Source organism: Ferdinandcohnia salidurans (genome assembly GCF_042680725.1).
Taxonomy (GTDB): domain Bacteria; phylum Bacillota; class Bacilli; order Bacillales; family Bacillaceae_L; genus Ferdinandcohnia; species Ferdinandcohnia salidurans.
The window spans coordinates 348,648-370,898 of the sequence record NZ_JBHUEK010000018.1; the positions used below are offsets into that span (position 1 = coordinate 348,648).

The window sequence follows — 22,251 nt, forward strand, 5'->3', positions numbered from 1 at the left end:
ATGCTACAAGGGGGAATTTCATTGTTTAAGAGGAAAGGCGTACTAATCTCACTTTTATTCCTGCTCCTTATATCGACAGCTTTAGTAGGCTGTAGTGGAGGAAGTAAAGAAGGAAATGAAAATCAAAATGAGGGGGAAAAGCCAGCAGAAGAAACACCAACTGCAGAAGTGCAAAAAGAGCTTGTGTTTGGTCGTGGTGGGGATTCCGTTTCTCTAGACCCAATTTCAACCACAGAGGGGGAAACCTTTAAGGTAACGGTGAATATCTTTGAAACCTTAATAAACTATGGAGAGCAAGACACAACTTTACAACCGGGTCTGGCAACTGAGTGGACACCTTCTGAAGACGGACTTGAATATACACTGAAGCTTCGTGAAGGAGTTAAATTCCATGACGGTACGGATTTTAATGCAGATGCCGTGGTTAAGAACTTTGAGCGTTGGATGAATGGCGATGCTGACCAATTCCCTTATTACACCATGTTTGGAGGGTTTAAAGGGGATGAAGGTCATGTGATCAAGGAAGTCGTGGCGGAAGACGATTTTACGGTGAAGTTCATTTTAAATCGTCCGCAAGCTCCTTTCTTGAAGAACCTTGCAATGTCCCCATTTGGGATTGCAAGCCCTGCAGCACTTGAGAAATTTGGTGCGGATTTTATGAAAAACCCAGTAGGTACAGGTCCATTTAAATTTGTTGAATGGAAAGAAAATGACAGAATTACATTAGAAAAGAACGCAGATTATTGGATGGAAGGCTATCCGAAATTAGAGAAAATTATTTTCAGATCAATCCCAGAAAATTCAGCTCGCCTTAATGCATTACTTGCAGGTGAAATTGATTTGATGGATGGCGTAAACCCTTCCGATTTAACTCAAATTGAAGGAAATCCTGATTTACAAACATTTGAGCGACCTTCGATGAATGTTGGTTACTTAGGTTTTACAGTGAATAGACCACCTTTTGATAATAAACTCGTTCGTCAGGCCTTAAATCATGCGATTGATAAGGAAGGGATTATTGCAGCATTTTATGGAGGACTTGCCGAGCCTGCTAAAAATCCACTTCCACCAGCACTAGAAGGATATAACGATGATATTGAACCATATCCATATGATCTCGAAAAAGCGAAGGAATTACTAACTGAGGCAGGTTATCCGGATGGGTTTGAAATGGAGCTTTGGGCCATGCCTGTTCCACGTCCATATATGCCTGATGGAATGAAAGTTGCAGAGGTTATACAATCAAGCTTTGCTGAAATCGGTGTTAAGGCAGAAATTAAATCAGTTGATTGGGGAACGTATTTGGAACAAGCAAGTAAAGGAGAATTTGATGCCTACATGTTAGGTTGGACAGGGGACAATGGAGACCCGGATAACTTTATTTATACGTTGTTAGATAAAGATAGCATCGGCAGTAACAACTATTCTTATTACAGTAATGATGAGCTTCATGATATTTTAATTGAAGCCCAAACCATTCCAGATCAAGAGCAACGAAATGAATTGTATAAAAAAGCTCAGGAAATTATCCATGAAGATTCTCCATGGGCACCATTGGTTCACTCAACACCACTCTTAGCAGGAAAGAAAAACCTAAAAGGACTACTTCCACATCCAACAGGTTCGGACATTTTAACAAAGGTTGAATTTGAGTAAAAGATGAATGATTGAGACAGATCAAAGGGGAGATTTATTCTCCTCTTTGACGTCTACTTTTCCTTCAAAAGAGGTGATAACCTTGTTCGCATATACGTTACGACGAATTGGAATGGTCATTCCAGTGTTAATTGGCATGACGCTTGTTGTCTTTTCAATAATTCACCTAATTCCAGGAAATCCAGCACAGATCATCCTTGGCCAGCGTGCTACCGAGGAGGCCATTGCCGCGCTAACAACAAAACTGGGTCTGGATCAACCTTTGTACATTCAATATTTCGAGTATATCAAGGGCCTCTTTACCGGTGATTTAGGTGAATCTATTCGGACGAAGACGGCTATAAGTGATGAGATTTGGCCTTATCTAGCAGCAACAATTGAGTTAACCCTTGTTGCGATGATTATTGCAATTGTAATAGGAGTTAACGCTGGTATTATAAGCGCTTGGTTTCAGAATTCTTGGTTTGATTACACGGCGATGGTCCTTGCTTTAATCGGTGTATCGATGCCAATTTTTTGGTTAGGGTTAATGGAGCAATGGGCATTTGCACTTCAATTAGATTTATTACCAACCACAGGCAGGGAAAATGTACGTGACCCAGTTGAATCAATTACCAGTCTTTATTTAATAGATACTCTAATTAACGGGAGAACTGATCAATTTGTGACGGTCTTAAAGCATTTAATCTTACCGAGTGTCGCGCTAGCAACCATTCCAATGGCAATAATCGCACGTATTACACGCTCCAGCATGCTTGAGGTAATGCGTTCAGACTACGTAAGAACGGCACGTGCAAAGGGAGTCAAGATGTTTTGGGTCGTGTACAAGCACTCCTTGAAAAATGCAGTCATCCCAGTTTTAACGGTGATCGGTTTACAAACAGGTTTATTGCTTGGGGGAGCAATCTTAACAGAAACGATTTTTGGTTGGCCTGGAATTGGAAGATATATTTATGAAGCGATCAATTATCGTGATTACCCGGTGATTCAGTCAGGTATTTTAGTGGTAGCGACCTTCTTTGTTTTTATCAATTTAATCGTAGATCTTTTATATGCGGTTATCGATCCGCGAATTAAATATCGCTGAAAAATAAGGAAGGGGTGATTAGATGACAGAGTTAGCACAAACGGATATGTCGATGAAAAATAATGATGGTGTTATTTCTCCATGGAAAGAAGCGTGGAGAAGCTTTCGTAAAAATAAATTAGCAATAGTGGGAACTTGTATTGTTTTCTTTTTTATCATTCTTGCCATTTTTGCACCACTCATTGCTCCTCAAGGAATTGATGAGAAAAATTTAGCAAATCGACTTCAACCGCCTTCCAGTGACCACTGGCTCGGAACAGATGACTTTGGAAGGGATATCTTATCAAGAATCATTTATGGGGCAAGAATTTCATTACGGGTGGGCTTCTTTGCTGTAATGGGTTCTGCGATCGTGGGAAGTTTACTTGGAATCCTAGCGGGATATTATGGTCGTTGGGTAGATAACCTGATTAGTCGAATGTTTGATATATTACTAGCTTTCCCAAGTATCTTGCTTGCTTTAGCCATTGTTGCAATTCTTGGACCGTCACTTCGAAATGCATTGCTTGCGATTGCGATCATCAATGTACCGAACTTTGGAAGGTTGATTCGATCGAGGGTGTTAAGTGTAAAGGAAGAGGAATATATAACCGCTGCCCGGGCTGTCGGGATGAAGGACCGCAGAATTTTATTTCACCATATTCTACCGAACAGTATGGCGCCGATTATCGTCCAGGCATCATTGGCGATTGCGACAGCCATAATTGAAGCAGCAGCACTCGGATTTCTAGGGATGGGAGCTCAGCCACCAAATCCAGAATGGGGAAAAATGCTTGCTGATTCAAAGAATTACTTAACGCAGGCTCCGTGGACAATGATTTTTCCAGGGATTGCAATCATGCTGACTGTGCTTGGATTTAACTTAATGGGTGATGGGTTGAGGGATGCATTAGACCCGAAGATGAAACAATAAAAAAACAGCTAACACGCGTTAGCTGTTTTTTTACGCTTTATTCGCTTCCTCCACAATCACTTCATTGTGAAAACTTTGAAAGCTATCTACCAATGTATCCAATCTTTCAAGTTGCTCAGAGTATTCAAAGATGGCAGATGCAAGTGTCATCAGGTGATACCATGCTTCCTCATCTTCTTCATTCGGTCGCTGTTGTTGTTCGAACAAGGTATCAATGACCTTTTTTCGATCAAATGCAAAATCCTGCTTTAGCTCTTCAGGGGCCTGAACCTTTACCTTACCAACAAATTTTAATAAAATCTGCTCGTGAAAATGTAGGAGATCATCGATTTCTTTTACAAAAAATTGCTGAAACGGAATCGGCAATTCTTGTAGTTCATTTTCATGCCTGTGTAGCTTTTTAAGTGTGTCTAATGCTCGGTTTGTACAAACGATCATTTGTCGAAACAAAACAAGCTTTCTAGATTTTTCGTATTCTACCTTTTTAAAATAATTCCGTTCCTCTTTATATAGAAGAAATAGCTGATCAATTTGGATGATGTTTTCTTTAATTTTGTCGATATCATCTTTTAACGTATTATATTCAGAAGCATGTCTTGTACTAACTCGCACCCATTTAAAGATTTCTTCGCATTGCTCGACAATGGCATCATATAGTTTTTTCTCATATTTAGGTGGGAGAAAAACAAGATTGACTAAAAATGCGGACAAAATCCCCAATAAGATTGCAAGAAAGCGTAGGCTTGCAAACTCTATAAATTGTTCACTAGGACTCTCCATAATCGCGATCACCGTTACGATAGCGACTGGGATCGTCTTTTCCATCTTAAACCTCAGGTTAATCGCGATAACAAGAACAACAGTTAGTCCAATGATAAATGCATTATTGCCAAAATACATTCCAAACAAAACTGCAAAGAACGCACCGATCACATTGGCCTGAACTTGTTCAATCACCGTTAAATAAGATCGGTATATCGAAGGTTGAATCGCAAAAACAGCAGCAATCCCAGCAAATACCGGCGAAGGTAATTCAAGAAGCTTTGCTAACATTAACGCAAGGGTAATGGCTATTCCCGTTTTTAGCATGCGGGCACCAAATTTCATTTATACGAATCCTTTCTATAAAAAAGCTGTTTTCTTATAATTAGCCTTTTCTTCATAATCTAAACCAATATAGAATCATACAATGATTTTATGCTTATAGCAAGAGAAACATGTCCTAGTAATAGAGGGCACTAAGTGTCATTACTGTAAAATTAATCTCAAAAGAACGAAATACTATCACTATCGAAAAAATACTGTCACAATCCACAAAATACTGTCACTATCACTGAAATACTGTCACTAGAAAAAAACACAAAAAAACCTGCCCCACGGCAGGTTTCCAAAGAATAACTTATAGATTCTTAAACGCATATTCAACTGCTTTTAGTGTCTCATTAATATCTTCTTCAGTATGGGCAATCGTTAAGAACCATGCCTCATATTTTGAAGGGGCTAGATTGATACCTTGGCTAAGCATTAATTTAAAGAAACGACCAAACATTTCGCCGTCTGTGTTTTCTGCCTGCTCATAGTTTTCAACCTTTTCATTCGTAAAGAAAATCGTCAATGCGCCTTTTAAACGGTTAATTGTAATCGGTACATTGTAGGTAGAAGCATGCTGTAAAATTCCCTCTTCAAGAATAGCACCGAGTCGATCTAATTTCTCATACAATCCTTCTTCCTGAAGCACTTCTAAACAAGCGATTCCTGAAAGCATGGATGCTGGATTACCAGCCATTGTTCCTGCTTGATAGGCTGGGCCAAGTGGAGCTACCTGTTCCATAATTTCTTTTTTACCGCCATATGCGCCTATTGGAAGTCCGCCACCAATGATTTTTCCTAACGCTGTTAAATCTGGTGTAATGCCTAATAGATTCTGAGCGCCTCCATACATAAAACGGAAAGCTGTAATGACCTCATCAAAAATAACGAGAGCACCTGCTTCATGAGAAAGCTCAAGAACTTGTTCTAAAAAGCCTTCCTTCGGCTCGACAATACCAAAGTTCCCTACAATTGGCTCAACAAGTACTCCGGCAATTTCCGAACCCCATTTAGCAAGAGCTTCTTTAAAAGGTTCGATATCATTGAAGGGAACCGTAATTACCTCTTGTGCAATGCTCTTTGGGACACCAGCAGAATCTGGAGTTCCTAATGTAGAAGGGCCAGAACCAGCAGCTACAAGCACAAGGTCAGAATGTCCGTGATAGCAGCCTGCAAATTTAATAATCTTTGTTCTGTTTGTATACGCACGAGCCACGCGAATCGTCGTCATAACCGCTTCCGTACCTGAGTTTACAAAACGAACTTTATCCATCCCTGGAATAGCTTCCTTCAGCATTTTTGCAAACTTTACTTCATTTGGAGTAGGTGTTCCATATAGTACACCTGTTTCAGCAGCTTTTGTAATGGCTTCGGTAATATGAGGATGAGCATGACCTGTAATAATTGGTCCATAAGCAGCCAAATAATCTATGTATTTATTACCATCTACATCCCAAAAGTAAGCACCCTTTGCACGTTCCATCGCCACAGGTGCGCCACCGCCAACTGCCTTATATGAACGTGACGGACTATTTACACCACCAACGATATGCTCCAATGCTTCACTATATAACTCTTCTGATTTTGAAAAATTCATTTATGTCGTTCCTCCTAGCTTTGAAATCAACTATTCTATTTTAGCACGAATACCAATAAAACAAATAACGTCCTGAATATTTGTATATCTTCTATAAATTATGTAACCTATTCTTAATAGGAAAAAACAGGAGGTAATCACAATGACAATTGAAGTTGGACAAAAGGCGCCTGAATTTACAGCAACAGCGAGCAACGGAGAAACCGTTTCATTAGCAGATTTTAAAGGGAAGAATGTATTGCTTTATTTTTATCCAAAAGATATGACACCAGGATGTACGACAGAGGCTTGTGATTTTAGGGATGCACACGAAAGCTTTGGTGGGCTTGATACTGTGATTCTAGGTGTGAGCACTGACTCCCTTGAGCGACATAAAAAATTCATCGATAAATACGATCTTCCGTTTCTATTATTGGTAGATGAAGAGCATGAAGTAGCAGAAAAATATGGGGTATGGAAGCTTAAGAAAAACTTCGGCAAGGAATACATGGGAATCGAGCGTTCCACCTTCGTTATTGATAAAGAAGGCAATCTTGTAAAAGAATGGCGGAAAGTTTCAGTTAAAGGCCATGTGGAAGCAGCTCTTACATATATCAAAGAGAATCTAAAATAATTGTGAAGTTTTTGTGAAATAACTGGAAGTAAAATAGGAATTCGCATCAAGGTATCGGCAGAACTCTAGTGAGAACAAGACTTTGAAAGACTACGGGTGGTGAATGTCGAACCACCCGTTTTCCCTATTTGTAGGTTGATTTTACAATTTTCTTTACTTATAATGAAAGTATTAGTAATGATAATCGTTTTCATTTATCGAGCTAAGAATACACATGTTATGAGGATTTACAAATGAGACTATGGATGTTAATCATTATTGGCATTGTCCTGTCTTTCATTTCGCTATTTATTGGGGCTATTGATATTACGCCGATGGACTTACTTGATTGGGAATCTGATGAGACGCAGATCTTCTTAATAAGTCGTGTTCCTCGTTTGATGGCGATTATCCTAGCTGGAGCAGGAATGAGTATTGCAGGTTTAATAATGCAAAGTTTAAGCAGAAATAAATTCGTATCTCCCACAACTGCAGGTACATTAGATGCAGCAAAGCTTGGGATCTTAATTTCAATGCTATTCTTTACAAATGTAACTTACACACAACAGATTATTTTTAGTTTTGCATTTGCTTTAGTAGGTACATTAATCTTCATGCAAATTCTAGATAAAATTAAATTTAAAGATGCGATTTTTGTTCCGTTAATCGGGATTATGTATGGAAATATCTTATCATCAATCGCAACGTTCTTTGCATACGAAGCAGACCTTATTCAAAACATTTCGTCTTGGTTAATGGGAAGCTTCACATTAATTATTGCAGGACGTTACGAGCTTTTATATATAGCAGTTCCTACTATAATTTTAGCATATGTATTTGCTAATAAGTTTACCGTTGCCGGTATGGGTGAGGATTTTGCGAAGAATCTAGGATTGAGCTATAAGGTAGTTTTAAATATCGGACTTGTCCTAGTAGCGATTATTTCAACAACTGTTGTTCTAACGGTTGGTGTCATTCCATTTTTAGGATTAATCGTACCAAATATCGTATCGCTTTATTTAGGGGATAATTTACGAAAGACGATTCCTCATACAGCAGCTTTAGGAGTTGTGTTTCTATTAATCTGTGATATTTTAGGTAGAATCATAGTCCACCCTTACGAGATTCCAGTCAATGTAACTGTTGCAGTAATCGGCAGTGCGATCTTCTTAATTATGTTGTTTAGGGGGAGAGCATATGCGAAATAGTACGAAATTGATTCTCTTAGCCGTCATCGCAATTGTTTGTATTTTATTATATGGATTTTATGATTTAAAAGGTGGATTCGATTACGCATTTCCTAAACGAATGATTCGTGTTTCAGCAATGGTTGTTACAGGAATTGCGATTGCGTATTCAACCGTTGTCTTCCAAACAATCACGCAAAATCGGATTCTAACACCTTCCGTTATGGGACTCGACTCTATGTATGAAGTCGTTCAAACGTTAATCTATTTCTTTGCGGGCTCCATGTCGATTTGGGTGTTAAATAAGTATTTAAACTTTGGTGCTGCAATATTTGCAATGGTACTGTTTGCACTCATTTTATATCGTTTCCTATTCAAGTCCGATAAACATCCAATCTATCTACTGTTATTAATAGGAATGATAATTGGAACACTTTTAGGAAGTCTCGTGACATTTTTACAGGTCATGATTGACCCAGTTGAATATTTAGCATTACAAAATCGCTTATTTGCAACTTTTACAAATGTGAAGGCAGAGCTGTTATATATCGCGATTGGCATCTTATTAATTGCCTTTATTTATGGATATTTAATCATGGATAAATTAGATGTCATGTCTCTTGGTCGTGAAAATGCAATGAATCTAGGTGTGAATTATGACAAGATGGTCATGAATATTTTAATTCTATCATCTGTGTTAATTGCAACGGCAACTGCGTTAGTTGGCCCGATTACGTTTTTCGGTTTAATCGTGGCAAACCTCGCATATCAATATTTAGTCACATATAAGCACTCCATTTTAATATTAGGAGCAAGCTTAATGGGTGTTATTGCCCTGGTAGGTGGCCAATTCTTGGTTGAGCATATTTTTGAACTACGTACGACATTAAGTGTCATCATTAACTTTGTCGGTGGTATTTACTTCATTTACTTACTATTAAAAGAAAGTAGGTCAGCATGATGATTGAAATCAAAGGATTGTCCAAGTATTTTGGTAAGAAACCAGTTGTCGAGGATGTCACCATAACAATTGAACCAGGTACGATTACATCGTTTATCGGGCCGAATGGTGCTGGTAAATCCACGCTTCTTTCGATGGTAAGTCGCTTATTAGATGCCGATACTGGGGAAGTTTTGCTTGATAAAAATAATGTGCAGAAGTGGAAGTCTTCTGAGTTTGCACAACGTGTATCAATCTTGAAACAATCGAATTATTTAAATGTACGGTTAACAATCCGTGAGCTTGTGGCGTTTGGACGATATCCTTATTCTAAGGGACGTCTTACAGATGAAGACGAAAAATTCATTCATCAAGCTCTCGAATATATGAACTTAGTCGATATCCAGGATAAATTTTTAGATGAATTATCAGGTGGACAAAGACAACGTGCTTTTATTGCAATGGTAATTGCTCAAGATACAGACTATGTATTGCTTGATGAACCATTGAATAACCTTGATATGAAGCACTCTGTTCAAATTATGAAGATTTTACGTAAGCTTGTCGATGAGCTTGGCAAAACAGTTGTTATTGTCTTGCATGATATCAATTTCGCATCTGTATATTCAGACCGAATCGTAGCATTGAAAGATGGCAAGCTTGTTAAAAATGGACCTACACATGAAATCATTAATTCCGATGCCTTGCGTGAAATTTACGATATGGATATTCCAATCCAAGAGCAAAACGGCTGTCGGATCTGTGTTTACTTCAATTCACATGCATAAGACCTAGAGAATCAATTCTCTGGGTTTTTTTATAAAGTGAGAGTGATGCGGGGAATGAATGCAAGTAAATGCGGGATAATAAATAAAACTACAATAAAATGTATAAAAATTTATATATTTTGTATTGACGGAAGATTTATATGCATCTATAATGAGAATTGTTATCAGTGATAATGATTCTCATTTTTAGTAAGAAAATTACATAATGTTTAAATAAGGAGAGGAATTAAAATGAAGAAATGGAAATTTGCAAGTGCTTTATTAGCTCTAACTGTAGCACTTACAGCTTGTGGCAATGACGATGAGGCTACAAAAGAAAAAACAAATGAGACAGACGTGGCAGGAGAACAAGCAACAAATGGAGCTACAGGTCAATACCCAATGACGATTTCTCCAACAATTGCTTCAACTGACACTGAAGAAGCGGGTACAGTAAGTTTTGAAGATGTAACATTTGAATCAATGCCAGAAAAGATTGTTGTATTTGATTATGGTTTCCTAGATACACTAGATGCGCTTGGTGTTGAAGGTGTTGTAGGGGTTCCACAAGATTCTAGCCTACCAGAAAACCTTGAAGAGTACGCGAGCGACGATTATGTGAATGTTGGGACTTTAAAAGAACCCTTACTTGAAGATATCGCTGAAATCGGTCCAGATGCCATTTTCATTTCTGGTCGTCAATCTCCATACTATGAGGAATTGAGCGAAATCGCACCTGTAGTGTTTGTTGGAACTTCACAAGACGACTACTGGAACACATTTTTAGCATCTGTAGATGTAGCAGCAAAGATGTTTGATAAAGAAGATGAAGCAAAAGAGCACATTGCAAAAATCGATTCTGCAATTGAGGAAGTTAAGGCGTTATCAGGCAACTATGAAACTTCTTTAGTGACAATGTACAATGAAGGTAAATTATCTGGTTTCGCACAAAATTCTCGCTTTGGTTATATTTATGATATCTATGGTTTCAAGCCAGTAACAAATGATATCGCAGCATCTTCTCACGGATCTAACTTCGGCTTTGAAGCCATTCTTGAATTTGATCCGGAAGTATTATTCGTAATCGACCGTACCGCAGCGGTAGGTGATCAATCTAATATCGACAAAGATATGGAAAACAAAATCATTCAGAAAACGAAAGCTTATCAAAACAAACGAATTGTGTATTTAGACGGTGTACTTTGGTACCTAAGCGGTGGCGGTTTACAATCTGAACTTGCCAAAATCGAAGAAATTTTAGCTGAGTTAAAATAATTTATAATCAAGGCTGTCCAGAAAGTCAGTGGAAAAACTGATGATCTGGGCGGCTTTTTTTATTGAGATGGCAAATGTACAACATGTCCACAAGCGCAACTTCCTTAAAAAAGTACACCAAGATTCCCTAGATTTTGTTATACTGAAGTTAAAAATGGAATTGTATGGAAGAAAGGGGCATGCAGATGAATCGGACCATACTAATTGTAGATGACCAGCCAGAGATAGTAGAGCTTCTAGGTCTTTATTTAGAAAAAGAGAATTATAGAATTCTTGAAGCCTTTGACGGGCGAGAAGCACTTCAAATCATCGAGCGGGAAAGCATTGATTTAATGCTTGTCGACCTAATGATGCCCAATATTAACGGCTATCAGCTGATAAAAAAAGTAAGACAAGATTTGCACATCCCTATTATCATCATTTCTGCAAAGAACGAGGATAATGATAAAATTCTTGGTCTCGGGCTTGGCGCAGATGATTTCATTCCAAAGCCATTTAATCCATTAGAGGTGATTGCTCGAGTACAGGCTCAGCTTAGAAGAAGCTATAGCTATAAGCAGGAGTCGACACCCCAATCTGAAAGCCTGCTTATTAAGGTGGGGGATATCGTTTTGGATGAGAGCACCTATTCTGCTAGGAAGGGTGACGCTACAATTCCACTTACTAAAATTGAGTATCGAATATTGGAGTTATTAATGAGTTCACCTGGTAGGGTGTATACAAAACAACAAATCTTTGAACGAGCCTGGAATGACTACTATATGGGTGGAGAAGAAGACAACACGATTAACGTTCATATATCAAAGCTTAGAGAAAAACTCGAGGAAAATCCGAAAAAACCAAACTATATAAAAACGATCAGAGGCCTTGGCTATAAATTTGTGAGCCAATTATAGAACATATGAAACTATGAGGAAGAGATAAATGAAAAAAGTGATCTATCGGATCTTTCCAGAACAAGAAGGAGTAATCCCGTATTTATACATTGCAAACCTGGTTTTCCCACTTTATTTTTTATTTCAGGAATCACAAGGGAAACTTTTACTTGGTCTATTGCTAGTTGCAGTCTTTGTTTTTGCATATCGACAGGTGTATTGGAGTTCCCAACAAACACTTCCACTTATTTTTATTCAGATGTCAATCATTCTATTATTTGGTTTTACGTATGACCCATTGTATATATATATGATATTCATTGTTGTGTATCAGATGGTTCGTCTACCTTTGCAAATGCTCTATGTCCTTTGCGGCCTATTCACAATTTTTGGTCTGTTCCTCGTCTATCAAGTTGTCCTTTCAGGAGAATATTACGCCATTCTTAACTTAGGCCCGCCTTTATTTGGTGGCAGCATCCTTCCCTTTATCATGAAAGGGTCCATTAAGTATAAGGAAATGAGCGAAAACTTGAAACGAACTGCGGAAGAGCTTGAACAAAAGAATCGAGAAAAAACAAGATTAGAAGAGAGCAAAAAGCAAATGCTTGCTGACATTTCACATGATTTAAAAACTCCAATCACCACGATTCAAGGGTATTCCAAGGTGTTGTATGAAGGACTTGTAGAAGACGAGGAACAAACGAGGAAATACTTAAGGTACATCTATGAGAAATCAATTCGTGTAACGTCATTAATCGATGAACTTTTTATGTTTTCAAAATTAGATAGTCCTGATGTTCCTATTCAAAAAGAGAAAAAGGATATTTGTGAATTTTACCGGGGAGTTATTGCAGAGCATTATGATATTTTTGAGGAAAAGGACATGGAGCTAGATATCGATATACCAGATGAAAAAATAATGTGCGCATTTGACCAAAAACTGTTAAACAGAGCGTTGTCGAATCTTCTTCAAAATACTAACAAATATAACCCAGAGGATACAAATGTTTTTCTTACATTAACTAAGAATGAAAAAAAAATAGTAATTGAAGTAGGTGACGATGGTATCGGCATCAGTGAAGATATCGCCCGAACATTATTCGATCCTTTCGTAAGAGGCGATAAAAGCAGAATGAACGACGAAGGCTCAGGACTCGGCCTTGCCATCACAAAGAAAATCATCGAACTACATAACGGAAACATCCGAGTAGACACAACACCACAAAAAGGAAAAACTAACTTTATAATCGAACTTCCTATATAAAAAAATTCGCTCCCAAAATTAGTGTGTTCACAAAGCGTGATATAACATAATTAGTAGACCAAGTCGCATAGTTGACTTGGTCCTTTCTTCGTTTTTATATCACAAAGAGTAACGCGTAACTTTTACAAAACATTAATAAATGTCGAATTTACTATTAATAGTAGATTGTTAACATAGTCTCAACAGATAGTCGGTCCAGAGAGGTGGAAATTATGAGAAAAGAAGCAGAGGTGGCATATGTACTTTAGAATAATCCGCAACGACATATTAAAGAGTAAAGCAATAACATTTACAACCATGATATTTGTTGCTGCAGCATCAATGCTTGTATCACTTGCAGCCATACTTGTTGTTAATCTTTCTGACGCACTAGATACGCTTATGACACAAGCGAAGACTCCTCATTTTATGCAAATGCATAGCGGCGATATTGATACTGAGGGACTCATATCCTTTGCAGAGCAAAATAAAAACGTTGGCGAATTTCAAGTAGTTGAGTTTCTTGGCATGGATGGATCGCAGATTTTTTTAGGTGAAAATTCACTAGCGAATAGTGTTCAGGATAATGGTTTAAGCATACAGAACGAAAAATTCGATTTTCTTTTAGATATGAATGGCAATATTATCACCGTATCCGACGGAGAGATTTATGTTCCAGTAGCCTACATGAAGGACAACACTACTAAGGTCGGTGACAAAGCCGTGATAAGTGGAAAAGAATTTACCGTGGCAGGATTTCTACGTGATTCAACTATGAATTCGTCATTGTCTGCTTCAAAGCGATTTCTTGTCAGTAAAAATGATTTCACGGAAATAAAAGACCTTGGAAGTATGGAGTATCTAATTGAGTTTCGGTTAAAGGATTTCACAAAGATAGGTGAATTTGAAACAGCCTATGCTTCCGCAGGACTTGAAGCGAACGGACCAACCGTCACATACACGCTTTTTAAAACGATGAATGCCATTTCAGACGGAATGATGATTGCTGTTATTCTTCTTGTAAGCGCCCTTGTTGTTGCAATCGCATTTATGAGTATACGTTTTACTCTACTTGCAAAAATTGAGGACGACTACCGTGAAATTGGTGTTATGAAAGCAATAGGGCTACGACTTTCTGACATAAAGAAGATTTATCTTGCGAAGTACGCGAGTTTAGCTGGTGTTGGTTGTTTAATTGGCTTTTTCCTATCACTTATGTTCCAAGGCATGCTTCTTGAGAATATACGGTTGTACATGGGAGAAAGCGAAAATTCTTCGTTTGCGCTATTTTTAGGTATCATTGCGATCCTGCTAGTATTTCTTGCAATTGTGGCATATGTAAATTTAGTCTTGAGACACTTCAGTAAAATTTCTGCTGCGGAAGCTATCCGTTTTGGTACTTCTCAGGTAAAGAAAGCTGGTGGCAAGCGTCTTTCCTTAATGAAAAACAGACTAATAAGCACAAATGTTTTTCTCGGCATGATGGATGTTCTCGCCAGAAAAAGACTTTACGCCACAATGCTAATAGTTTTGGTGATTTCGACTTTTATCATTATTGTTCCTCAGAATCTATACAACACGATTTCCTCAAAAAATTTCATCCAGTATATGGGGATTGGAGACTATGATCTACGCATTCAGACCAGTACACCTGATAAATCCAATGAAATTGTGAAGATGATAGAGAGAGATAGTGCAGTTTCAACGTATGCTGTTTTGACAACAAAGACTTTCAAAGTAAAGAAAAATGACGGGTCAGAGGAAAATATAAAAGTTGAACTTGGTGACCATTCGGCATTTCCTATTGAGTATTCTGTGGGCAGAGCACCGGAGCGAGATGACGAGATTGCTCTTTCAGCGATAAACGCTGATGAGATGAGCAAAAAAGTAGGCGATGTTATTACGCTACTGATTGAAGGGAAGGAGAAAGAGCTCAAGGTAACCGGAGTATACTCTGACGTTACTAACGGAGGTAAAACAGCAAAGGGTGTATTTACGGACCAAGTGGCGAATGTAATGTGGACGATTGTCTGTGTTGGACTTTCGGATAAATCTCTTGTTGACAGTATGGTTTCTACATACTCAGACAAATTTAAAGATGCAAAAACCTCAGACATTGAAGAATTTGTTTCTCAAACATTAGGATCGACAATTAATTCTGTTGAAATGGCTTCATTCGCCTCAGTTGCAGTTGCACTCGTTATTACGGTTCTGGTTACTCTGTTGTTCATGAAAATGCTAGTAGCCAAGGATAGATATTCCATCGCCGTAATAAAGGCGCTCGGTTTTACAAACTCGGATATTAAGTTTCAGTATGTTTCTCGCTCGGTTTTCGTTCTAATTATGGGAATTATTGTCGGTACGCTTCTAGCGAATACTCTTGGAGAAGCAATTGCGGGGATGTTGGTCTCTTCATTTGGAGCGTCTACATTTAATTTTACGGTTAATCCGTTTATAGCCTATCTGCTTAGTCCGCTAATGATGATTTTAACTGTACTTATCGCAACCATAATCGGTACATCGAGAGCGGGGCAAATAAAAATTTCTGAACATATAAAGGAATAGGGGGACTAGGCATTTGAAGAAGATTATTATAGGAAATCAGATTATAAAAACGTTCGGTGAGGGTGATGAAAAACGAAATGTTCTAGAAGGAGTATCTGTCGAAATAAATGAGGGTGAGTTCGTTGCGGTTATGGGACCTTCAGGCTCTGGGAAATCGACACTGATGTTTGCACTAAGCGGAACGGATAACATTAATAGTGGGAATGTCCTTTTTTGTGGTAGTGATCTTTCAAAGCTCTCAGAGAATGAGCTCTCAGATATACGTAGAAATAAGATGGGATTTGTTTTTCAACAGCCGACGATGTAAAAAAACCTAAACATTATCGATAACATTATCTTACCGGCCATGCGTGATAACAGAAAAAACATTGCAAAAATTACTGAGAAGGCAAGAACACTAATGAAAAGAGTAGGCATTGCAGAGCTCGAAAAGCGTGAAATTACACAGGTTTCAGGAGGTCAGCTCCAACGTGCAGGGATATGTCGTGCGCTTATAAATAGACCGGAGATTATCTTCGGTGACGAGCCGACAGGTGCGCTTAACTCAAAAACGACACAGGAAATTATGGATATTTTCTCCGAAATCAACGAGGATGGTACTGCGGTCATGCTTGTAACTCATGATGCAAAGGTCGCAGCCCGGTCAGAACGTGTTCTGTTTATGCGAGACGGAAAAATTGTAACAGAGTTATTTCTAACGAAGTTTGCCCGCACGGATATCGATAGTAGAGTGGAAGAAGTTACAACGAAAATGTTGGAATTAGGAATTTGAATGATGTTTTCACAGACTCAAAGATTCTGTGTGAATGTCTAAAATCATATTATCAAGCTTGGATAATTCTATATCCAAGCTTTTTTATGTGCTAAAGAAATCCCAATTAAATTTTAATAATGATATAAGACTCACTTAAGGTTGAGTTAAGGTTCGCTGACTATGATAAAAGTAACAAAACAAAGGGAAAGCAAAAAGGAGGACCTTAACATGAATCAAACTGTTATTGAACTTACAAATATATCGAAAAATTATGGAGATGTGAAAGCTGTTGACGGTATCAGTCTACAAGTCAAAAAAGGAGAAGTGCTCGGAATCATCGGTGCGAATGGGGCGGGCAAATCAACCACTCTTGAAATTATGATGGGCATTCGAAAACCTGATGCAGGAACTGTTAAAGTTTTAGGGATGAATGTTGAAGAAGCATCAAATGAAATCAAACAAAAAATCGGTATCCAGCTTCAACAAACGGCCCTATATGATCGAATCAAAGTGAAAGAAGCACTTACATTATTTAGTTCTTATTATGATAAAACACGAAACTTACAGGAAATCATCGATGCACTGGGGCTCAACCCTTATCTAAACAAATATGTTAAGAATCTGTCAGGGGGATGGCAACAACGTACATCGCTTGCATTAGCGTTAGTAAATGATCCAGATATCATCTTTCTTGATGAACCTACGACAGGATTAGACCCACAAGCAAGACGTGATCTCTGGACCTGCATCAACCGATACCGTGACGAAGGAAAAACAATACTTTTATCAACACATTACATGGATGAAGCCCAAAAGCACTGTGACCGAATCGCTATTATTAAAAAAGGAAAGCTTGTTGCTTGTGACAAACCACAGAATTTAATCGATTCTTACCTGCAAGGAGCAGGAACGATGGAAGATGTTTACTTAAAATATGCGGTTTCACAATAAGGAGGAAAAACAAATGCAATCAATTATTACACATACACAAATGGAATTAAGATTATTTTTTCGCGAAACCCTAGCTTTATTATTTACTTTTATTGTTCCTGCCGTCAGCTTTGTCGTTTTCGGGTTAATGTTTGAATCGAATTCATACGAGGGACTAAATTACTTCCAAGCGTATATTCCAAGTATGATTGCCATCATTATTTTTACAACAGCCTTTTTCTCAATGGGGCTGCAAATTGTAATCGACCGTGAAAAAGGTGTTTACAAACGTTTAAAAGGAACACCAATCAATCAAAATGCTATCTTTGCTGCAACCATTTTAAAAGGCTTTATTGCAATCTATGTTGGGGCAATTGAGATACTTTTGATTGCAAAATTTGGTTTCGGTTCAGAACTAACTGCGCATCCATTTGAATTTTTTGTAGCTTTAACATTTAGCGCGATCACATTTTTCTCCATCGGTTTTATCGTTTCAAGCATTACAAAGAGGATGCAAACAGCATTAGGCGTTGCCATGATTGCGATGTACCCAATGATGTTTTTATCAGGGGCAACAATTCCGTTAGAAACGTACCCAGATATCCTGCAAAAGATTGCTGCCATCGTACCACTTACTTATGTTGTTAATGTCTTAAGAGATGGCTGGAATGGAACACTATTTTCTTCAGGTACATTGCTTGACATCGGAATCTTATTTGGAATACTAATTGTATCCACAATCATCGGTTTAAAATACTTCAGATGGACAGATTAATAGGGTGCCTATTTTTCAAGGATTGTGTTAAACGTCTATACACATTTAGTTTAACGACGTATCTTATAGTGTAGGGCATACCTCCTCAGATGTTAGCGAATTTTGTGCGAGAGAAATCTCGCACCTTTTTTTGTTTTACTTCTTTTAGAAAGTTGTTACTATAGTAGGTAAGGAGGCGTAATAATGCGAATTTTATCAACATTTATTCCGATTGAAGAAGTAACAGAAAAAATGAAAAAGGCGTTTCCGGATGAAGAATTTATCTATTGTGAGGATATAGAAGAGTCCTTACCGGAACTACATAAAGCAGATATTTTACTTACATACGGGGAGGACTTAAACTCCGAACATATTGAAATGGCTAAAAATCTAAAATGGATTATGGTAATATCAGCAGGATTAGAACTCATGCCTTTTCAAGCGATTAAAGAAAAAGGCCTTCTTGTTACAAACGTACGGGGAATTCACAAAATTCCTATGTCTGAATACACCCTTTCGATGATGCTACATGTTACAAAGAAAAATAAAAAAATCGTTGAGCAGCAAAAAGACAAAAGCTGGGATCGCCTGACGAATTTTCCGGTAGGTGAGTTACATGGAAAAACACTGGGCATCCTGGGAGTGGGTGCGATTGGCGGTGAGATAGCTCGATTAGCAAAAGCTTTTCATATGAAAGTTATCGGATTAAATCGTAGCGGGAATAAGCATGAATTCGTTGATGAAATGGTTCAATTTGATGGACTTAATTACGTATGCGAAAATGTTGATTATCTTGTTTCCGTCCTACCAAGTACGGATGAAACAAAATACATACTTACTGATACTCATTTTGATTTAATGAAAAAAGATGCAGTTTTCATCAATATTGGTCGTGGAGATTTAGTGAAAGACGAAGTCATATTACGAGCGGTTCAATCAAATAAGATTTCACACGCAGTGTTGGATGTGTTCGAAGAGGAACCACTACCGAGCAATCATCCTTTTTGGACACTTGAAAATGTGACAGTTACCCCACATATCTCGAGTAAATCGAAATTTTATCAACCACGATCATTTGAGATTTTTGAACAAAACCTACATGTTTTTAAGCAAGGTGGCAGTGAATTTATCAATAAAATTGACTTAGACCGGGGGTATTAGTATGAAAATCTATACGAAAACAGGGGATAAAGGCACAACCTCATTAGTATATGGACAGCGAGTTTCAAAAAATGACTTACGTGTTGAGGCATACGGAACTTGTGATGAAGCAAATTCAATGATCGGATTAGGATTAAGTCACCTGCACCATACTAAATTTGAAGGCAAAGAAGAGGTTGAGGCGATCTTTAAAAAGGTTCAAACGACCTTGTTTCACGTCGGTGCCGAACTTGCAACTCCTGCAGGGAAAGAAGTTAAATGGAAAGTTTCCGATGAGGATATTTCTCTTCTAGAGACAACAATCGATAAATGGGATGCACAAATTCCCCCACTTACAAACTTTGTATTACCAGGTGGTAGCCAAGCAGGGGCTTCCTTCCATGTTGCCAGAACAATCGTAAGAAGAGCTGAAAGAAAAGCAGTTGCAATCGGAGAACAGGTAAATCCATTAGTTACCTCTTACTTAAATCGACTTTCTGATTTTCTTTTTGTTGCGGCTCGCTACGTTAACCATCGGCTTGGGCAGGGTGAACCAACCCTCCATCAGTGAATTATTCCAAAAAAGAATCGTAATTCAATCGGATTAGTCATATAGTAATGGTAGATATGTTGACAAAAGCGGTCGGAGCGAGATACACTAATTATAAGGATTATAAAGTAATAATGTTTACTAGAAAGAGGTGCATGGCGGTGTCAGACAATCACTTGAAAGAAGCGCTTGATACGTTGAAAGAAACCGGGGTTCGAATCACTCCACAACGTCATGCGATACTAGAGTATTTAATTAATTCAATGAGTCACCCGACTGCAGATGATATTTATAAAGCACTTGAAGGAAAGTTTCCAAACATGAGCGTCGCAACCGTGTATAACAATCTTCGTGTTTTCAAAGAAGTAGGCTTAGTGAAGGAATTACCTTACGGAGATTCATCAAGCCGTTTTGATTTTATCACCACTCAGCATTATCATGTGATTTGCGAAGAATGTGGTAAAATTGTGGACTTCCATTACCCAGGATTGGATGAAGTGGAAGCACTGGCTGCACATGTAACAGGCTTTAAAGTTAGTCATCATAGAATGGAAATTTACGGCTCATGTCAAGAATGTCAAAAGAAAGTTGCTCATTAAAAAAAGCTGACGAGGTAATCCTGTCAGCTTTTTTCTATTTTGTTGTATTTTTTACTATTGTATTTTTCATCAAAATCTTTTCCTTCAAGGTTTGGATCAAGTGTTAGTGGTTCCTTACAATACATACACACGTCCACGCGACCTAGCATTTTAGTTTGCTTCTGACAAGAAGGACAAGTTACCTGAATGGTTCGAGTCGAAAGCAAGCCAATCCAGAAATAAACAACAGTACTTGCTAAAATAAAAAGTAGTCCAAGAATCATAAAGATTGTCATAACGATTACATTTTCTTTAAAGAAGATTCCGCCGTACATGACAATAAATCCAACGAAAATCAAAGCGAGAGCAAAAGAACGAATTTTATTAATTTTACTTGAATATTTTACACCCATGTTTAATCCAACCTCCTTCATATACTATACAATATAAAAAAGAAAGATAAAAATAAAAAAAAGATTCTGCATAAGATGTGAAGGTTTTATTTTTTCGACGTCGAAATATATACCCAACGGATTTGATTGGAGGAAATCAAAATGGAGGATTTACTTCGTCCCCTTTATCAGGAAAGAGCAAGCCACCCCAGTACATTAGGGATCATTCTAATTGAAAAGGGGAAGAATGCTTTTACTTATACCGATTATTTTGACATAGCCTTACTCGTCATTGTAAAAGAGCACGAGAAGAATATGTTTATCAAACATTATAATTACGACAATAGAAAAGCATCTTTATACACTGTAAAAGAAAGTCAAATAAAAGAATGGTTTCTATTAGGATCTAATCGAAAAATTGTAAACTGGGTCTTAAACGGAAAAGTACTATTTGATCGGAATGAATACATCATTAATTTAAGAAACAAGCTACATGAATTTCCCACAGAAGAAAGACAGATAAAAATGGGTATGGAATTTGCAAAACTAATTCGTCGCTATCAGGATGGAAAAGCATTTTTTAATGCAAAGCAATATTTAGATGCATATAATTATGTCATTCATGCGCTCCATCATTTAGCTAGACTAGCGATCTTCGAAAATGGCTTTCATCCTGAAGTCACAGTTTGGAATCAAGTGAAACAAATTGATCCCCAAATTTATAAGCTATATATTGAACTTTTGGAAAGTGAGGAATCACTTGAAAAGAGACTAGAGCTTTTATTCTTAGCAAGCGAATTTCTTATACATTCAAGGGCAAAACGTGGAGCGTGTCATATCATAAATGTTTTATCTAAAAGAGATGACGCTTGGACTTACGGTGAAATCATGGAGCTTCCTGAACTTAAAGTGTACTCAGTGGATCTTGAGGTTTATCTAGAATTCCTTGTAGAAAAACACTTTATAAATGTAGAAAAGCTCGAAACAAAAGGGAAAGGAATTTTCCATAGAACTTATCATGTTAATAAGTAAAACCTCTAACTCCTTCATATATTTGAAGGGGTTTTTATTATTTTAATAAAATATTTCAATTTGGAGTTGACGAATGATTGAACCGCATGTTATATTATATTTCGCCGCTGAAAAACAAACAGCAGCCGGCAAAAAGTTTTAAAAAATATTATTGACATTAATAAATCACCATGATATATTAATAAAGTCGCTTCTGAGCGGCGGCCAAAAAGTTCTTTGAAAACTGAACACAATACAAGCGTCAACGTTTTAATTCTAAGTAACAAACTTATTGAGCAATCAATACTCTTATTGGAGAGTTTGATCCTGGCTCAGGATGAACGCTGGCGGCGTGC

At 37.7% G+C, this 22,251-nt stretch carries 20 protein-coding genes and 1 pseudogene; 18 read left to right on the plus strand and 3 right to left on the minus strand.

Annotated elements, in window-relative coordinates; all coding sequences use genetic code 11:
• The 3 genes from ACFSFW_RS12750 (at position 1) to nikC (ending at position 3,656) form a co-directional block, all read left to right on the plus strand.
• Positions 1-1,656: an ABC transporter substrate-binding protein gene (locus ACFSFW_RS12750; RefSeq protein WP_388038897.1), complete on the plus strand. Its 1,656-nt coding sequence runs from the start codon at positions 1-3 to the stop codon at positions 1,654-1,656.
• An 82-nt stretch (positions 1,657-1,738) separates the two neighbouring features.
• Complete coding sequence (locus ACFSFW_RS12755; RefSeq protein ID WP_388038819.1) at positions 1,739-2,743, plus strand: ABC transporter permease; 1,005 nt, start codon at positions 1,739-1,741, stop codon at positions 2,741-2,743.
• Between the two features lie 22 nt (positions 2,744-2,765).
• Positions 2,766-3,656, plus strand: coding sequence for a nickel transporter permease (nikC, locus tag ACFSFW_RS12760; protein ID WP_388038822.1), 891 nt, complete (start codon positions 2,766-2,768; stop codon positions 3,654-3,656).
• Between the two features lie 30 nt (positions 3,657-3,686).
• Here the strand turns inward: nikC and ACFSFW_RS12765 are convergent, their stop codons facing one another.
• Entirely contained in the window at positions 3,687-4,763 is a 1,077-nt protein-coding gene (locus ACFSFW_RS12765; protein ID WP_388038823.1) for an FUSC family protein, read from the minus strand.
• Between the two features lie 292 nt (positions 4,764-5,055).
• Positions 5,056-6,342 (minus strand): glutamate-1-semialdehyde 2,1-aminomutase, encoded by a 1,287-nt coding sequence (locus ACFSFW_RS12770; RefSeq protein WP_388038826.1) that lies wholly within the window; start codon positions 6,340-6,342, stop codon positions 5,056-5,058.
• Between the two features lie 142 nt (positions 6,343-6,484).
• On the opposite strand from ACFSFW_RS12770, the gene bcp reads away from it, so the two are divergent.
• The 14 genes and pseudogenes from bcp to perR all read left to right on the plus strand — a co-directional run bounded on the left by bcp (position 6,485) and on the right by perR (position 20,513).
• On the plus strand, positions 6,485-6,955 hold the full coding sequence (bcp, locus tag ACFSFW_RS12775) for a thioredoxin-dependent thiol peroxidase (RefSeq protein ID WP_304217837.1): 471 nt from the start codon (positions 6,485-6,487) through the stop codon (positions 6,953-6,955).
• A gap of 233 nt (positions 6,956-7,188) precedes the next feature.
• Entirely contained in the window at positions 7,189-8,142 is a 954-nt protein-coding gene (locus ACFSFW_RS12780; RefSeq protein ID WP_388038830.1) for an ABC transporter permease, read from the plus strand.
• Complete coding sequence (locus ACFSFW_RS12785) at positions 8,132-9,082, plus strand: iron chelate uptake ABC transporter family permease subunit (protein WP_388038832.1); 951 nt, start codon at positions 8,132-8,134, stop codon at positions 9,080-9,082. The genes ACFSFW_RS12780 and ACFSFW_RS12785 overlap by 11 nt, the downstream gene beginning before the upstream one ends.
• Complete coding sequence (locus tag ACFSFW_RS12790; protein WP_388038834.1) at positions 9,082-9,849, plus strand: iron ABC transporter ATP-binding protein; 768 nt, start codon at positions 9,082-9,084, stop codon at positions 9,847-9,849. The genes ACFSFW_RS12785 and ACFSFW_RS12790 overlap by 1 nt, the downstream gene beginning before the upstream one ends.
• 231 nt (positions 9,850-10,080) lie before the next feature.
• Positions 10,081-11,103, plus strand: coding sequence for a siderophore ABC transporter substrate-binding protein (locus ACFSFW_RS12795; protein ID WP_388038837.1), 1,023 nt, complete (start codon positions 10,081-10,083; stop codon positions 11,101-11,103).
• 185 nt (positions 11,104-11,288) lie between these two features.
• Positions 11,289-11,999, plus strand: a complete 711-nt coding sequence (locus ACFSFW_RS12800; RefSeq protein WP_388038840.1) for a response regulator transcription factor — start codon at positions 11,289-11,291, stop codon at positions 11,997-11,999.
• A gap of 28 nt (positions 12,000-12,027) precedes the next feature.
• On the plus strand, positions 12,028-13,242 hold the full coding sequence (locus ACFSFW_RS12805; RefSeq protein ID WP_388038843.1) for a sensor histidine kinase: 1,215 nt from the start codon (positions 12,028-12,030) through the stop codon (positions 13,240-13,242).
• 237 nt (positions 13,243-13,479) lie between these two features.
• Entirely contained in the window at positions 13,480-15,786 is a 2,307-nt protein-coding gene (locus tag ACFSFW_RS12810; protein ID WP_388038846.1) for an ABC transporter permease, read from the plus strand.
• A 13-nt stretch (positions 15,787-15,799) separates the two neighbouring features.
• Positions 15,800-16,558 (plus strand): annotated as a pseudogene (locus ACFSFW_RS12815) (ABC transporter ATP-binding protein).
• Between the two features lie 210 nt (positions 16,559-16,768).
• The gene (locus tag ACFSFW_RS12820; protein WP_388038849.1) at positions 16,769-17,491 is read left to right on the plus strand and encodes an ABC transporter ATP-binding protein; all 723 of its coding nucleotides are present in this window, start codon (positions 16,769-16,771) and stop codon (positions 17,489-17,491) included.
• A gap of 13 nt (positions 17,492-17,504) precedes the next feature.
• Positions 17,505-18,245, plus strand: coding sequence for an ABC transporter permease (locus ACFSFW_RS12825; protein WP_388038851.1), 741 nt, complete (start codon positions 17,505-17,507; stop codon positions 18,243-18,245).
• A gap of 183 nt (positions 18,246-18,428) precedes the next feature.
• Positions 18,429-19,385 carry a D-2-hydroxyacid dehydrogenase gene (locus ACFSFW_RS12830; RefSeq protein WP_388038854.1) on the plus strand — a complete coding sequence of 319 codons (957 nt, stop codon included), beginning with the start codon at positions 18,429-18,431 and terminating at the stop codon, positions 19,383-19,385.
• Position 19,386: 1 nt separating this feature from the next.
• Entirely contained in the window at positions 19,387-19,935 is a 549-nt protein-coding gene (locus ACFSFW_RS12835; protein WP_388038857.1) for a cob(I)yrinic acid a,c-diamide adenosyltransferase, read from the plus strand.
• A 134-nt stretch (positions 19,936-20,069) separates the two neighbouring features.
• Positions 20,070-20,513 (plus strand): peroxide-responsive transcriptional repressor PerR, encoded by a 444-nt coding sequence (gene perR, locus ACFSFW_RS12840; RefSeq protein ID WP_388038860.1) that lies wholly within the window; start codon positions 20,070-20,072, stop codon positions 20,511-20,513.
• 23 nt (positions 20,514-20,536) lie between these two features.
• Here the strand turns inward: perR and ACFSFW_RS12845 are convergent, their stop codons facing one another.
• Entirely contained in the window at positions 20,537-20,905 is a 369-nt protein-coding gene (locus ACFSFW_RS12845) for a YgzB family protein (protein WP_388038863.1), read from the minus strand.
• Positions 20,906-21,046: 141 nt separating this feature from the next.
• Between ACFSFW_RS12845 and ACFSFW_RS12850 the strand changes: the two genes are divergently transcribed.
• A complete protein-coding gene (locus ACFSFW_RS12850) occupies positions 21,047-21,916 on the plus strand; it encodes a nucleotidyltransferase-like protein (protein ID WP_388038866.1) in 870 nt (289 codons plus the stop codon).
• Positions 21,917-22,251: the final 335 nt, after the last annotated feature.

What these genes read in the sequence shown, in the direction of transcription:
- ACFSFW_RS12750 (WP_388038897.1), top strand. Translation starts at nt 1, where the DNA reads ATGCTACAAGGGGGAATTTCATTGTTTAAGAGGAAAGGCGTACTAATC.
- nikC (WP_388038822.1), top strand. Translation starts at nt 2,766, where the DNA reads ATGACAGAGTTAGCACAAACGGATATGTCGATGAAAAATAATGATGGT.
- ACFSFW_RS12765 (WP_388038823.1), bottom strand. Translation starts at nt 4,763, where the DNA reads ATGAAATTTGGTGCCCGCATGCTAAAAACGGGAATAGCCATTACCCTT.
- ACFSFW_RS12770 (WP_388038826.1), bottom strand. Translation starts at nt 6,342, where the DNA reads ATGAATTTTTCAAAATCAGAAGAGTTATATAGTGAAGCATTGGAGCAT.
- bcp (WP_304217837.1), top strand. Translation starts at nt 6,485, where the DNA reads ATGACAATTGAAGTTGGACAAAAGGCGCCTGAATTTACAGCAACAGCG.
- ACFSFW_RS12780 (WP_388038830.1), top strand. Translation starts at nt 7,189, where the DNA reads ATGAGACTATGGATGTTAATCATTATTGGCATTGTCCTGTCTTTCATT.
- ACFSFW_RS12785 (WP_388038832.1), top strand. Translation starts at nt 8,132, where the DNA reads ATGCGAAATAGTACGAAATTGATTCTCTTAGCCGTCATCGCAATTGTT.
- ACFSFW_RS12790 (WP_388038834.1), top strand. Translation starts at nt 9,082, where the DNA reads ATGATTGAAATCAAAGGATTGTCCAAGTATTTTGGTAAGAAACCAGTT.
- ACFSFW_RS12795 (WP_388038837.1), top strand. Translation starts at nt 10,081, where the DNA reads ATGAAGAAATGGAAATTTGCAAGTGCTTTATTAGCTCTAACTGTAGCA.
- ACFSFW_RS12800 (WP_388038840.1), top strand. Translation starts at nt 11,289, where the DNA reads ATGAATCGGACCATACTAATTGTAGATGACCAGCCAGAGATAGTAGAG.
- ACFSFW_RS12805 (WP_388038843.1), top strand. Translation starts at nt 12,028, where the DNA reads ATGAAAAAAGTGATCTATCGGATCTTTCCAGAACAAGAAGGAGTAATC.
- ACFSFW_RS12810 (WP_388038846.1), top strand. Translation starts at nt 13,480, where the DNA reads ATGTACTTTAGAATAATCCGCAACGACATATTAAAGAGTAAAGCAATA.
- ACFSFW_RS12820 (WP_388038849.1), top strand. Translation starts at nt 16,769, where the DNA reads ATGAATCAAACTGTTATTGAACTTACAAATATATCGAAAAATTATGGA.
- ACFSFW_RS12825 (WP_388038851.1), top strand. Translation starts at nt 17,505, where the DNA reads ATGCAATCAATTATTACACATACACAAATGGAATTAAGATTATTTTTT.
- ACFSFW_RS12830 (WP_388038854.1), top strand. Translation starts at nt 18,429, where the DNA reads ATGCGAATTTTATCAACATTTATTCCGATTGAAGAAGTAACAGAAAAA.
- ACFSFW_RS12835 (WP_388038857.1), top strand. Translation starts at nt 19,387, where the DNA reads ATGAAAATCTATACGAAAACAGGGGATAAAGGCACAACCTCATTAGTA.
- perR (WP_388038860.1), top strand. Translation starts at nt 20,070, where the DNA reads ATGGCGGTGTCAGACAATCACTTGAAAGAAGCGCTTGATACGTTGAAA.
- ACFSFW_RS12845 (WP_388038863.1), bottom strand. Translation starts at nt 20,905, where the DNA reads ATGGGTGTAAAATATTCAAGTAAAATTAATAAAATTCGTTCTTTTGCT.
- ACFSFW_RS12850 (WP_388038866.1), top strand. Translation starts at nt 21,047, where the DNA reads ATGGAGGATTTACTTCGTCCCCTTTATCAGGAAAGAGCAAGCCACCCC.